This is a genomic window from Mesorhizobium sp. M1403 (assembly GCF_040317695.1).
GTDB lineage: Bacteria > Pseudomonadota > Alphaproteobacteria > Rhizobiales > Rhizobiaceae > Mesorhizobium.
Genome location: NZ_JAMYKY010000001.1, coordinates 376020 through 390196, shown reverse-complemented (window position 1 = coordinate 390196; position 14177 = coordinate 376020). Strand labels below are relative to the sequence as shown.

Here is a 14177-nt window from a genome sequence, read left to right as displayed (position 1 = left end):
CCCGACCTCTGGAGACCTGATGGCCACTGGCCTAACCCCATTCACAGAGCTTGAGGCGATCAACGAAATCCTGGCGACCGGCAGCGAAAGCCCCGTGTCCACGCTGGATGAGAACACCGTGATCGACGCCTCGCTCGCCATGAACACCCTCCGAGCTACCTCAGTCGAGGTCCAGACGCGCGGGTGGAACTTCAACACCGAGAACAACCTCGTCATCGCCCCCGACCAAGACGGCACAGTCGTCCTCCCCAGGAACACCCTCGGGGTCGATACAGTCGGCGAAACGGCCAGCATCAACGCAGTCCAGCGCGGCCTTAGGCTCTACAACGAGACGGACAAAACCTATGTCTGGACGGCTGCCCCCACGGTGACCCTCGTGGTTGCCCTGGCGTTCGAAGAGCTGCCCTCCACGGCCCGCCTCTACATCACCATTCGGGCTGCTCGGAAGTACCAAGACCGCTACTTCGGCGACACCGCCTCTCACTCCTATTCCGCTGCCGACGAGTCCGAAGCCAAGTCCACGATGATGGACGAGGAGCTGCGCTCGACCAGCCCGAACATGCTCAACAGCCAGTTCGCTCGGGACCTTCAAAGCCGCGTCTAAATGGCTAAGATTTCCGGGACTATCCCCAACTTCGCGAATGGGGTCAGCCAGCAAGCTGTTGCCCTTCGCCTCGCCTCACAGGGCGATTTCCAGCTTAACGCCTACTCGACCGTTGTGGACGGCCTGAAGAAGCGCCCGCCGACGCAGCGACGTGCCTCTCTGGGTGGCGGCTTCGACGGCCCCATCCACACACACATGATCAACCGTGACGCCTCCGAGCGCTACGAGGTCATCATGTCTTCGGCCGGCATCCGGGTCTTCGGGCTGTCTGATGGCGGTGAGCGTATCGTCAACACGCCTGACGGCATCGGCTACCTCAGTTACGCCCCAGGTCCCCTCAAGCCGCCCTATAGGACGGTCACGAACGGCGACTTCACGTTCATCACGAACAGCACCAAGGTAACCGCCAAGGACGCAGCCATCATCGAGCCAGTCTCGCCCAGCGAGGCCCTGGTACACGTCATGGCCGGCAACTACGGCAAGAACTACAAGATCATGATCAATGGTGCTGTGGTCGCTTGGTATCGCACCCCTGATGGCACGAACTCCCACCAGTCCCCCGCTGTCGACACCGCCTTCGTAGCCCGCAGGCTCGCTACCGGCGAAACTGTGGCGCTGGAGAGGACTGACGCCGACCAAGAGAATGGCGGCTGGGAATGGAAGGCAACTGACACCAACCTCGCTGCTAACGGCATCAACGCCGCTGGCGGCTGGACCGTGAAGGTCACCCGAGGGACCCTCTACATCAAGAAGGACGACGGCACCGCGTTCTCCATCGGGATCGAGGACGGCTACAACGGCTTCGCCATGAAGGCTGTCCAGAACACCGTGCAGGACTTCACCGATCTGCCGGCCTTCTGCGAGAGCGGTATGGCGATCAACGTCACAGGCTCCGTGGGCACCCAGTATGACGACTACTTCGTCAGGTTCGGCAAGCAGTCTCCGAGTGACCCTGTAAGCACCCCAGGCGTCTGGCGCGAGATTGCCAAGCCGGGCATGTCGATTGCCTTCGACGCGTCAACCATGCCCCACGTCCTCGTGCGTGAGGAAGATGGCACCTTCACCTTCCGCAAGGCGGTGTGGGATCAGCGTAAGGCCGGCGACGAGAACACCTGCCCGTCCCCATCCTTCGTCGGCAAGACGATCAACGATGTCTTCTTCTTCAAGAACCGTCTTGGTTTCCTGTCGGAAGAGAACGTCATTCTGTCCCGCCACGGCAGCTACTACAACTACTGGCGCGCCACGGCCACGGCTCTGCTCGACGACGATCCGATTGACGTCGGTGCGGTTGAGAGCGGCGTGTCGATCCTGCGCTCGGCACTGAGCTACGCCGACATGCTCGTCATGTTCGCCGACCAGATGCAGTTCACGCTCAAGGGCAACGAGCTGCTGACCCCGAAGACAGCATCGATCCGCCCAGTCACCTCTTACTCGGCATCCTCCACAGCCCGACCGGTGCAAGCCGGCGATGTGGTGTTCTTCCCTGTCGACCGTGGCCAGTTCTCTATGGTCCGCGAGTTCAACGTCGATCAGAACACCGGAGCAGCCACCGCAGAGGACATTACGGGCCATGTGCCCCAATACCTCCCAGGTGCGGTGACCAAGCTCATAGCCTCGACCCACGAGGATATACTTGTGGCTCAGTGCGATGGGCAGCTGGATACTCTGTACGTCTACAAATACTACTGGAACGAGAACAAGAAGCTCCAGGCTTCGTGGTCTCAGTGGACATTCCCTGGCGTGGACAAGGTCCTCGACATGGGCTTCATCGGCTCCCAGCTCATCCTCGTCCTCCTTCGGGGCGAAGAGGCGTTCCTTGAGGTGATGGATGTTCAGCCCGGTGGGGTGGACGATTTCTCCACCTTCGTCTGTCACCTCGACCGACGCTTCAAGGTGGAAGCAGACCGGCTCTATGACTCCTTCGATGCGTACGCCAACACGACGACAGTGTTCGTGCCCTTCGACGTGGCCAACGACTACATCTGCGTGACTGCCGGCTCCTCGACCTCGGTCCTGAACCCCGGCCTGCAGATTGCCATCCTCGCCACCTCACCAACCTCAGTCACCCTAAGCGGCGATCTGAGGGGCATACCGCTGTACTTCGGCGTCCTCTACTCCATGCGCTACGACCTCTCGACGATCTACCTTCGTCAGCAGAGTGCGCAGGGTGGAACGAGCGTCATCACCGAGGGACGGCTACAGCTCCTCCAGCTCCTGATCCTGTTCTCCAAGACCGCCTACTTCAAGGTCGAGGTGACAACCATGTCTGGGGATGTCCGCACCTATGTCACCAACGGTCGCCTTATGGGTGACCCTGAGAACCGTGTCGACCGGGTCCACCTCAGCGACGGGAACATCCGCGTCCCGATCCTGAGCAAGAACGACCGGGTGAAGATCAGCGTCGTCAACGACAGCTATCTTCCCTGCTCCCTCCTCTCCGCTGAGTGGGTGGCCAACTACGTCCCGAAATCGAAGAGGATTTGATGATCACAATACGCAGGGCCAAGGTGTCCGACGCTATATCCTTGGCCCCGCGTTTGAGGTCAGCAGACAGAGACGAATGCAGGGCAGCCCTGGGCATGGAGCCTAGGATCGTTCTGCCACTCCTCGTTCAGGGCGACTGCGTATGGGCTGGGGTCGACCAGCACGGTGAGGTCTTTGGCCTCTTCGGGATCGACCCAGTCAAGGGCATGGACCATCTAGGCATCGTCTGGATGGTCACGAGCCCCGACATCTTCAAGCACCGCCGAGACCTCCTGAAGCTGGCCCCTGAGTGGCTCGATAGGCTTCACCATGTCCGGCCGCTGCTTGGCAACCACATAGACGCGCGAAACACCACGCACATCCGCTGGCTCAAACGAATGGGGTTCTCCTTCCTGAGGACCCATCCTGAGTACGGCGTGGAGAAGCGTCCCTTCCACGAATTTGCAAGACTGAGATAAAGCCCATGTGCCCAGCTATCCTGAGCGTGGCTGTCTCTGCGTTCGGATCGATCCTCGGATACGCCGGCCAGCAGCAGCAGTACGAAGCTCAGCAGGAAATGTACCACAACAACCGCGATGCCGCGAACAAGGCAGCCGCGAATAGCTTCGCCTCGATCCAGAACCGCCAGCTCCAAGATGATGCTGCCTCGGGCCAGGAGCTTCAGAACCTAAACATCGAAGCGATGAAGGGTCGGGCAACTGCCTCCGTCGCGGCTGGTGAAGCCGGCGTTATGGGTCTCTCCGTCGACGGCCTTATCGCTGACTACTACGGCCAGCAGGGTCGATACGAGCGAACCCTAGCCAACAACGCTCAGATGAACGCCAGTGCCCTAAGGGACCAGATGGACAGCACCAGGGCGACAGCCGAGGGGCGCATCAACTCCGTCGACCAGGGCCAGAGGCCGTCATTCGCCGACGCGGCAATCCGCATCCTCGGCTCGGGCGTAGACGCCTGGACCCAATTCAAATCCAAAGGATAACCAATGGCTCAAGGCCGCGTACAAGTTGACGAGCTGCGGTCTGACATCCGGCTCCAGCCTGCCCAGAATATAACCGACACATACGTCGCCCCACCTCGCCCACCGGAGGATCAGAACCTTGCCCGCCTAGTGGACGCTCTGGGTTCCTTCTCGGGCTCCCTCGGCCGCTACGCTGCGGTCACTCAGGACAAGTCAAAGTCCAATGAGCTGGAGCTGATGGCAGCCCAGAAGAAATTCTCGGGCATGACCATCGAGGAGCAGCGCAAGGCTGTTGAGGGTGGCCAGATGCCGGCCTACGCCAACGACTTCGTCCAGAAGGGCATGGGTTCCCTGTGGGGCTCGTCCTATGGCCAGAGCCGCGCGGCTGAGCTGCAGAATACCCTCAACACGACCCACGACTGGACTGGCGATCCCGACCAGCTGTACGCAGAGGCCATCAAGGCCGACATGGAGAAGTACGGCAACGATCCCAACTTCGTCGCACAGTACCTCCGTCAGATGGACCAGGGACGTCAGCAGGCTCAGGGCGTGGTCGAGAACCGCAAGGTCGACGCCTTCAACAAGGACCAGCTCGGTGCAGCCTTCGCAGGGTTCGACACCGTCATCAACGCTGGCATCCAGAACGGCCGAGACCCTGACGACATCGCCAAGGATGTCATGGGCAGCTATGCCTCACTCGGCAAGGATGGTGTCCTTGGTGTCGACTTCGACAAGCTCGATCAGGAACGCCTGAACGCAGCCGCACGTCGTGCCGAGACGCAGCCTGAGGTGGCCCTAGCGCTCATCTCTGCGACCCGTAAGGGCCGTGGCGGCGCAACTACCTCGCTCGCACAAGATCCAGCCCAGCGCGACCGCATCCTGCAAATCCAGGAAGTTGCCCGCAAGGCGATTGGCAAGAAGGCCGAGAGTGTCTTCCTCGACGGAGTGGCAGCTCAGAACGCTGAACTCATGGCCACGGGAAATCTCGATGGCATTGAGGAGCGGCGCTATACCTCACCGATCACTGGCGAGGAGAAGGTCATCACGGCCGACAGCCAGCGCGACGATGTCATCTACCGCTACATGAAGACCAGCGCCCAGATCGCCGAGAAGAACCGGGAGACCGGGACTGAACGGATGTCTCGTGAGCTTCGCGTCTTCCGAATGGGCAACAAGAACGACCCCGAGCTGGAGAAGCAAGTCTCTGGCATCTTCCAGATGGCGAACGCCGGCATCAGCCAGGACCCCGAAGCTGAGAAGAAGCTGGTCAGCAAGCTCGAAGCCTACAAGTGGCTCCGCAACGAAAGCACCCAGTCCCTCCTGTCCCACGCTAAGGACGAGAAGGACCGCGACTTCGCCGAGACCTATCTGGCCGGTCAGCAGTACCTCGGCATGGACAGCTCGGAAGCCATCAACTTCGCCACAAGGGCCACCAAGATCAGCTCTGAGGGACTGCCAGGCATATCGCCTAAGCAGCACGAACAGGTCCGCTCGGCGGTCAACAGCCTGGGCTCCAAGCCGGGTTGGTTCTGGGGCACCAACGACACCAAGCCTGCCAATTCCGCGGTGGCCGAGCAGCGGGTCACACAGCTCGCTCTGGGCATCATGAACGCCAATGGCGTCCCAATGGACAAGGCGATCACCATGGCCTCTGAGGCGGTCAAGGCGACCTCCACAACGTACAACGGTGTCCTGCTCGATCTGCAGGGCATGCATGTCCCGGACAACTTTTCTGAGGTCTTGGATGAGCAGCTCGGCGACTACGCCAAGAACCGTCCCCTCGTGATGCAGCGCAACGGCCTCTCCCCGAGCGACCTTGCAGTTCTTCCCGCAGGCGGCGGCACCAGTGGACCCTCAGGGGGCCGCTTCATCGTCGTCGAGAAGGACACTCTCAGCCCGGTCCTCGACGACCAGGGCAACATGTCGTTCGTCACCACAGGTCAGGTCCGCCAGCGCGGCGCGATCAAGGAGAACGAGCGTAAGACCAAGGTGCTGCGAGACAGCGCCGTGGAGAGTGGTGCGGCTTCCAAGGGCTACACCAGACTGCCAGCTGTATCCGGCGAGACCGGGTGGCTGAACAGCAAGACCGGCGAGATCATGAAGTTCGACTTCCCTGACGGGGCGTCAGCTCCAGTGTGGAAGCCTACCGGCAGACGCATCTCTTCCCCACTCTCCAATCGATAAACCCCAGACCCTCGGCTCATCACCGGGGGTCTTCCAATTCACCCATGAGGAATAATGAACGAAGAACTGAAGACCGCTATCGAAGCGACCGCCGCCAAGCGCGGCTGGGACCCGCTCGATCTGGCGACAGTCATGTCCTACGAGACAGGCGGTACATTCGACCCATGGAAGGCAGGCCCGACTACCCAGTACGGGCAGCATCGTGGTCTCATCCAGTGGGGTGAGCCGCAGGCCAAGCAATACGGCGTCAGCGCCACCACCTCCATCGCCGATCAGGTTGAAGCCGCAGGCCGATACCTTGAAGACCGTGGCGTCAAGTACGGCGACGGCATCCTCCCTATCTACGCGGCGATCAACGCCGGTAACGCCACCCACATCCACGCCTCGGACGCTAACAACGGCGGCGCTCCTGGCACCGTCCTCGACAAGGTCCGTGACCAGATGGACGGGCACCGCAAGAACGCTGCAGAACTCTTGGGCGGCAGCTTCAGGCCCATCTCGATTTCGGCCGATCTCCGGTCGTCGCAGATGGAGATTCCTGAGGGTCCCGCTAAGCAGGTCCAGTTGCCCGACCCGGTCGCTCCCTCGATATGGCAGACCACCAAGGACGCCGTGGCGACCAACGTCACCAACCCCTTCGCTGGCGGCACGGACACCAAGGAAGACCCAGGCTTCGTCCTGACACCCGACCGTATCAAGGCTGACTTCGAAGCTCGTGGCCTCCCGGTCGACGAGACCAATCAGGACTACATCAGCACCAGCCACTCCGAGGCCCACTATCAGGAGAACCTCAACGCAGCTTCAGTGAACAACGATAGGCTCGTCCGGCTGAGCCAAGCTGGCATGACCGGGGCTGCCCTGCAGATCACCGCTCAGATGCTCGATCCCATCGCCCTGGGCACGGACATCGTGGTTGGTTCAGTCCTTCCCGAGCTGGTCCTGGCCAAGCGTGGCTACCGCATTGGACGTGTCCTGGCGGGTGCCGTTGGTGGTGGCTTGGGTGCCGTGGCGTCGGAAGGCGTCAAGGAAGAGTTCAACCCGAACCACCACAAGGCTGACGTCTTCTATGGCGCAGTCATGGGCATTGGCGTCGGCGGTCTGGCCGGTGGCCTCATGCGCAACGCGGACACTATCGCTGAAGGTGCCATGATCCAGCGCGCCGCGCAGCGTCAGGTCGCCTCCTACGAGGACAGCGTGTCAGGCTCTGCAATCAACGCCGGCTCCGTCGGTGCAGCCAAGAACCCGCTCAACGACACCTTCCTCAAGGATGGAGCGTTCGAGTTCCTCGACATCAAGGACATGCAGGAGACTGCCTTCGGGAAAGCCCGAGTGTCCCTTTCGGCATACCTGAACACCTCCAAGAATGTCGTTACGCGTGGCCTAGCTGGTCTCGTGCAGGACGGCGTGGGCAAGAAGGGCGGCATGGTCAACGCCATCGCCGCGTCCGAGGACAAGGACCGTCTGGTCACCTACTTCTCGACCAACCTGGGCCGCGTGGCTCACCCCCAGCTCAAGGCTTGGATCAAGGAGAAGGGCATCGGAGCCAAGGCACGGCTGTCTGGCCGCGCTGAGCATGACTTTGGTGTCGAGATCAACAAGTACCTGTTTGACAAGGGCACCGACCGAGCGACCCGCTATCCCAAGTCTGTGGTCATCACAGCCAAGCGGATGCAGGAGCTGTATCACGAAACCCTCGGGCTCATGAAGAACCCCTTCGAGCGCGAAGGAATGGTCGGTCGTCCCGTGGCCGGCGCTCTCGACATCAAGGCTGACGCCAACTGGTCTGGCCCCCGATACTGGGACGATCAGCGCCTCATCCTGGCCCACAGCGACTACGCTGACGGGACCATCGAGCGGCTAATTGAGGGCTCAATCAAGTCGGCCCAGTCTGACATTGAACCGGGCCTAGCGACCCGCCTCGCTGCTGGCTTCACCAAGGCCATCATCGGCCGCGCCCACGGTCTCGAAGCAATGGCCCACGGCAACGTCGGTATCGAGGACATGGAGGAGCTGGTCCAGACCCTCATGAACCATGGCGGTCTCGCCCGTGAAGACGCCGACGCACTGCTCAAGTCCTTCAAGACACCCAAGAGCGATGCCGGCCGCGATGCACCTTTGAAGCGGCGCATGCTCCTCGACGAGACCTACAAGCTGGAAGGTGCCAACGCGCCGATGACCAAGCTGGGCACCGTCGACGAGAAGGGCCTGAGCGTCATGGACCTCCTATCGCAGGATGCAATCGGCAACTTCAACCGCTACATCCGTCCCACCTCGGGTCGCGTGGCGCTGTCCCGATACCGCTTCAAGGACCCTGTGTCTGGCGAGCTGCTGGTCAACGGCATCACCAGCGATGGTGAGTGGCGTCAGCTCATCGACAAGACGATCCAGAAGAACGCCGACCTCATCAAGGCTGGGCAGATCACCGAGGCCGAGGGTAAGGCGGACATCAAGCGCCTCAACTTCGCCTACAGCTCGATCATGGGCCGTCCGGTCAACGACGCCGAGAACACCGCCTTTGGGCACTGGGGCCGACTGATCCGCAAGTTCAACTTCGCGCGCATCATGAACCAAGTGGGCTTCGCTCAGGTCTCTGAAGTCGGAATGCCTATCGCTCACCTGGGCGTCAAGGCTTCCTTCTCCCAGATGCCGGCCTTCAGGCGCATCGTTAGCCAGGACGGCGAGACCATCCTACGGTCTGGCTTGGCTGATGACATTGAGGTCTGGTCTGGCTTCGGTGGCGAGCGTCTCACGGCAGCCGCTGAGTACCGCTTCGACGACCTAACGGGCATCCACGATGCACCCTCAGGCAACTGGAGAGACAAGGCTGAGCATGCCCTGAACGTGGCCGGAAGGTTGACCTCAGAGACCTCAGGCCTGACCACTGCCAACATCGCCCTCAACAGGTGGGCTGCGGCATCCATCGTCCAGCGCTTCGCCGACATGGCGCATGGTGGCAAGCTGTTCAGCGGGGCTCGGTTCGCCGACCTCGGGCTCGATCCGGCCATGACCAAGCGCGTCCTCGCGGCGTTCAAGGAACCAGGCAACTTCGAGTACACGACTGGCCTGCTCACCAAGAAGAAGGTCGCCCGCGCGCACTTCGCTAAGTGGAAGGACAAAGAGGCAGCCGAAGCCTTCCGTCAGGCAGCCTATCGCCTGGGCACAACGGTGATCCAGAAGAACGACATCGGCAACATGGCCATGTGGATGTCTCATCCCGCCGCCAAGCTGCTCATGCAGTTCCGCTCGTTCATGGTCGGTGCCTACGAGAAGAACACCCTCAAGTCGATGCACATGCGTGATCCGGTTGCCGCCAAGGCACTCGCCGCGTCCATGGGCTTCGCCGGCCTCTCCTACGTCATCCAGTCCAAGATCGCCTCAATCGGCCGTTCGGACAGGGATGCCTACCTTGAAGAGAGGCTGGGCTGGGACAAGATCGGCGAGGCCGCGTTCGCAAGGGCCGGCGCGTCGTCCATCATTCCTATGCTCATCGACACCGGAGCCTACTTCACCGGGCAGAACGCACTCTTCAGCCACACCCGCACCACCGGTCAGGCAAGCAACATGATGTTCGGCAACCCTACGACGGGTGGCTTGGACGACATAGCGCAGGCCTTCCGTGGCATCGCCGGTTTGGCCGAGGATCGAGCATGGTCACAGGAGGAAGCTCGGGCGCTCGCTCGGGTCCTTCCATTCGGCAACTCGCTGCCCGTCACCACTGCCGTCAGCGGCATGGTTGGGAACCTCCCACGGTTCGCTCCACGCGACAGCAAATAGCTCCACAAACGGTCACCTAAGCAGGCCCTCAGGCTAACCCCTGGGGGCCATTTTCTATTCAAGGATCACAATGACCTCACCAATCAAGTCCTTCGTTTTCTATGATGCCGATGGCGTCACGAGGGACTTCACCTTCAGCTTCCCGTACCTCTCCAGAGACCACGTCAAGGTCTATGTTGATGGTGTCGGCTACGGCGACTTCGCGTGGGTTGGGCCTTTCTCCATCCGTACCAACACCACCCTTCCGACGCTCGCTGGTAAGATCAAGATCGCCCGCGAGACACCCGGCGACAGCCCCCTGGTCACCATTGGCGACGGTACATCCCTCCGCTCGGTGGACCTCAATCGGCAGTCCCTCCAGGCCATGTATGTGGCGCAGGAAGCGGCCGACGCAGCTCTCCTTGTGAAGGCCAGCGCTCTCGTGCCTCCCGACAGTGACGCAGGCCGCGTGGCCCTGGAGTTCCCATCCATCGAAAGCCGCCGGAACAACGCACTTGGCTTCGACGCAGACGGCCAGTTCCGCGCCTACTCCCCGGCGGACATGCCCAAGGGTGAGACCGGTGACAAGGGCGATGTAGGTGCCCCAGGACCAGTGGGTCCTCAGGGTACGCAGGGCCTTCAAGGTCCACAAGGTCCAGCCGGCGACAACTACTCCCCGGATGGCAAAGGTCTGACCGCAGGCCGCTCTGCGTTCAACGCTCAGGCTCTTGGCTTCTCCTATCTCGATATCCAAACGGGCACTCTCTACTGGAAGCTCAGCGCAACCTCAGGAGATTGGTCCGCAGGGATCGCCTTTGGTGCCGGCGCTCAGGGCATCCAAGGCATTCAAGGCCCAGTTGGTGCGCAGGGCGCGGCTGGTGCAACCGGAGCCGCAGGCACCCCGGGGATGATCTGGCGTGGCGCTTACGCAGGCCCGACGGCCTACACCCCGAAGGATGTCGTCGCCTACAACGGCGCGGCCTACATCAACATCCTGGCCTCGACTGGTAACCTCCCGACCAATGCGACCTACTGGAACCTCGTGGCATCCAAGGGCGACCAAGGTATCCAGGGTGTGCAGGGTCCAGTTGGTCCGTCTGGACCGCAGGGCTCGCAGGGCATCCAGGGTATTCAGGGCGTGGCCGGCACAGACGCTACAATAACCTCAGCTGCAGTTGCCTCGGCCATCGCTGGCATCGCTTACGGTGCCGTTGGGTCGTCCGTGTTTGCCTTCATCTTCAACGGCGGGGTTTCTGACAACGGGACCTACGCAGGCTCGTCCCTACAGCCCGCTGGTATTTCGTCCGTCCTATCTGCAGCCGAGCCCAACGACACCAAAGACGACAATCCTCGGCTTAACAGAGGTGGAAGCGTTCTTGCAGGGACGTGGAGGGCACTCGGTCGCGTCCAGGCCGATACCGGCCTCAACCGCCCCCGCTTCACTCTCTTCGTGAGGATTGCCTAATGGAATACCGCTACCCGAAGTTCAACGCCTTGGGCTCCATCGACATGGAGATCAACCACTCGGTCCACGGATGGGTACCCTTCACCGCATCCCAGAGGGACACTGAGGCTCTCGGCAGGCAGCTCTACGCCTCCACCAGGGCAATCGCAGCTCCGTATGCTTCGCCCCCTGAGCCGACGATTGAGGAGCGCCGCGCGGCGATGCCCTCGATCACCCCAAGGCAGCTTAGGCTTACCCTCCAGTCCATCGGGATCACCGAGGATGCCATCGAAGCTGTCCTCGTCAACGACCCTGAGGGCAAGATCGAGTGGAAGTGGGCAACCACATTCTCCCGCAAGCACCCACTCATCAACACCATGGGAGCCGTCTTCTCGATCACCCCCGAGCAGATCGACGACCTCTGGGTGTTCGCTAAGGCCATCTAATGGCTCCCAATCTCATCGTAGGAAACACAATCTTGGACAACACCACAGCAGGCGTGGCGATCTCTGCTGTCGCGAGCCCTGTCTGGCTTCCCATGCTCCACTCCGTGTCTGACGGGGCCGCGATCATCGCCCCAATCCTGGGCACGATATGGCTCGTTGTTCAGATCATCGGAAGAACCAAAGACATCCTCCGTAAGGACAGCAAATGAAGACCGACAACAAGGCCCTGAGCGCCCTGTTCGATGCTTTCGCTGGTGAGCTGAGCAAGCTCATCACCGAGGGCAAGACTGTCATGGACAAGGAAGGCGAGATCGTTCGGCTAAGCCCCGACGCCGCCTCCCTGAACGTGATCCGACAGTTCCTCAAGGACACCAACACGACCGTCGCCCCGAACACCAACAAGGTGGTCAACGACATCGCCGCGAGCCTCCCGTTCGACGGCTCTGAACATGACGAGCAAGCGAGACACTAAGTGAACATCACCGCACAGAACACCTTCACCCCCGCCGTCCTGATCCAGTCCGGCAACATCTTTGACGTCTCGATCAGCGGCACATTCGTCGCAACAGTGACCGTCCAGCGGTCCAAGGACGCCGCTACATGGTTTGACATCGACAAGTTTACGGCTGCCGCTGAGAAGACGGGCGTGTCCGGCTCGGCTTGGTACTTCCGCGTTGGCGTGAAGACCGGAGAGTTCACCTCGGGCACCATCGTGGCTGCAATCTACTAATGGGCGTCCCTTACATGTTCTTCAGGGGCGTCCTAAGCGACGTCCTGTGGTCCTCTACCTCGGTCGCAGCGCCGGCCGAGCCACCTCCGGTCGTTGTCGATCCGACCTATCTGCCGGTCCTCTCGACAGCCCCAGCAGTCGTCTATGGAACGACGAGGCTTCTCGCCTCCTACTCAGGCCCAGCGATCCGGGTGCAGCGCGCCGTCGACGACGTTGAGCAGGACATCAGCTTCGGCTCGAAATACTTCGACACCGCCGCCGCCACATCGTTCCGTGGTGCCAGCGCTCTGGGGCTTCGCAAGTGGTACGATCAGACTGGAAATGGCTTCCATCAGGAGCAGGCCACCAAGGCCAACCAGCCGGGCGTCTTCCCTGAGGTCCTCTACAACGGCGCACCGTCGATCTCGTTCGACAGCTCCGCACTGGTCCAGAACCAAAGCTCGAAGTTCACGGCCTGCACCACCGGCCCGACCGTCGCCAAAGAGAACTTCACCGAGTTCTACCTGCTCTCGCCGAACTTCTCGCTCAACGACAACTACTTCGGCTCGATGCCGGCAGATGCGACGACCCTTTCGCTGTTCACCACGACGGCAAACGTCGGCCTGAGGGGCAACAACACCACGCCCTTCAACGACACTCGTACGGGTCCCCGGAAGGTGCCGCCTCTGAACCAGCATGTTCTCCGCTGGAGAGGTGGTCCGACCGGCAAACAGTTCGGCGTCAACGGTTCTCTGTTCCTCGTGGGCACGGCCCCTACGGCCGGCAACGTGACCGGCAAGGGCTTCGGCCGGTGGAATGCCACCACGCCGTCCAGCTACGATGGCGAGTTCGACATCATCGCCTATGTTGCCTATCCGGCAGCCCTGTCTGATGCCGAATGCCTGGCTGTCGAAGCCGCCCTCAAGGCCCAGTGCAACGTTGTCACCTCGTCCACTGTCAAGGTCGTCTTCGACGGCGACAGCAGGACCGAGGGCTCTGGCCACTCCAAGAACCAGACGTGGACGAAGAAGCTGATCCAGTCGCTGTCGACGCCAATCTACGCGGTCAACATGGCCGTTGGCGGTCAGTACCTCAGCAACATGGTGACGAATGTCGCCGGTCGCGTGACCAACCAGTACGATGCAGCGTTCACCAAGAACATCGTCTGCATGGGTGGCCCAGGCATCAACGACATCACCAACGGTAGGACGGACGCGCAGCTCATCGCTGACTTCCAGAGCTACGCGAACGGCATCCACGCCAGCCAGCTCCTCATCGCCGCAACGATCCCTTACCGGGACACCGCGACCACGCAGCAGGAGACCTATCGGACCTCGTACAACACTTGGCTCCGCGCCAACTACGCGACGTATGCGGAGCGCCTCGTGGAACTCGACATCCCGCAGTTCGCCTACTGGTCCGCGAACTACTACATCGACATCGTCCACTTCAACGATGCCGGCCAGCAGCTTTGGGCAGACGCCTTCAAGCCTGCAATCGAGTCGCTCATAGCGGCTTAACGGACGCCTCAGGACGAGCGCTAGGTCGCTCAGCAACCCCACAGCCCCCAAGCTCACAACGCTCGTCCTGAGCGC

The 14177-nt window shown here is 61.4% G+C and carries 12 protein-coding genes; all 12 read left to right on the top strand.

Features of this window, described 5'->3' with window-relative positions:
* Positions 1 to 19 precede the first annotated feature (19 nt).
* The 12 genes from NKH01_RS01975 (at position 20) to NKH01_RS01920 (ending at position 14102) form a co-directional block, all read left to right on the top strand.
* Positions 20 to 604 (top strand): phage tail tubular protein A, encoded by a 585-nt coding sequence (locus NKH01_RS01975; protein ID WP_353018700.1) that lies wholly within the window; start codon positions 20 to 22, stop codon positions 602 to 604.
* Complete coding sequence (locus NKH01_RS01970; protein WP_353018699.1) at positions 605 to 3088, top strand: phage nozzle protein; 2484 nt, start codon at positions 605 to 607, stop codon at positions 3086 to 3088.
* Positions 3088 to 3546 (top strand): phage protein Gp13 family protein, encoded by a 459-nt coding sequence (locus NKH01_RS01965; RefSeq protein ID WP_353018698.1) that lies wholly within the window; start codon positions 3088 to 3090, stop codon positions 3544 to 3546. Before NKH01_RS01970 ends, NKH01_RS01965 begins: the two co-directional genes overlap by 1 nt.
* A gap of 5 nt (positions 3547 to 3551) precedes the next feature.
* The gene (locus tag NKH01_RS01960) at positions 3552 to 4067 is read left to right on the top strand and encodes a virion core protein, T7 gp14 family (protein ID WP_352704384.1); all 516 of its coding nucleotides are present in this window, start codon (positions 3552 to 3554) and stop codon (positions 4065 to 4067) included.
* A gap of 216 nt (positions 4068 to 4283) precedes the next feature.
* The gene (locus NKH01_RS01955) at positions 4284 to 6230 is read left to right on the top strand and encodes a hypothetical protein (protein ID WP_353018696.1); all 1947 of its coding nucleotides are present in this window, start codon (positions 4284 to 4286) and stop codon (positions 6228 to 6230) included.
* 54 nt (positions 6231 to 6284) lie between these two features.
* The gene (locus NKH01_RS01950) at positions 6285 to 10004 is read left to right on the top strand and encodes a hypothetical protein (RefSeq protein WP_353018694.1); all 3720 of its coding nucleotides are present in this window, start codon (positions 6285 to 6287) and stop codon (positions 10002 to 10004) included.
* Between the two features lie 70 nt (positions 10005 to 10074).
* Positions 10075 to 11448 carry a phage tail fiber domain-containing protein gene (locus NKH01_RS01945; protein ID WP_353018692.1) on the top strand — a complete coding sequence of 458 codons (1374 nt, stop codon included), beginning with the start codon at positions 10075 to 10077 and terminating at the stop codon, positions 11446 to 11448.
* Positions 11448 to 11873 (top strand): hypothetical protein, encoded by a 426-nt coding sequence (locus NKH01_RS01940; RefSeq protein ID WP_353018691.1) that lies wholly within the window; start codon positions 11448 to 11450, stop codon positions 11871 to 11873. Before NKH01_RS01945 ends, NKH01_RS01940 begins: the two co-directional genes overlap by 1 nt.
* A gap of 32 nt (positions 11874 to 11905) precedes the next feature.
* Positions 11906 to 12082: a hypothetical protein gene (locus tag NKH01_RS01935; RefSeq protein ID WP_352901397.1), complete on the top strand. Its 177-nt coding sequence runs from the start codon at positions 11906 to 11908 to the stop codon at positions 12080 to 12082.
* A complete protein-coding gene (locus tag NKH01_RS01930; RefSeq protein ID WP_352901394.1) occupies positions 12079 to 12345 on the top strand; it encodes a DNA packaging protein in 267 nt (88 codons plus the stop codon). The genes NKH01_RS01935 and NKH01_RS01930 overlap by 4 nt, the downstream gene beginning before the upstream one ends.
* Positions 12346 to 12603, top strand: a complete 258-nt coding sequence (locus tag NKH01_RS01925) for a hypothetical protein (protein ID WP_352704398.1) — start codon at positions 12346 to 12348, stop codon at positions 12601 to 12603.
* A 14-nt stretch (positions 12604 to 12617) separates the two neighbouring features.
* Positions 12618 to 14102 carry an SGNH/GDSL hydrolase family protein gene (locus tag NKH01_RS01920; protein WP_353018688.1) on the top strand — a complete coding sequence of 495 codons (1485 nt, stop codon included), beginning with the start codon at positions 12618 to 12620 and terminating at the stop codon, positions 14100 to 14102.
* Positions 14103 to 14177 lie beyond the last annotated feature (75 nt).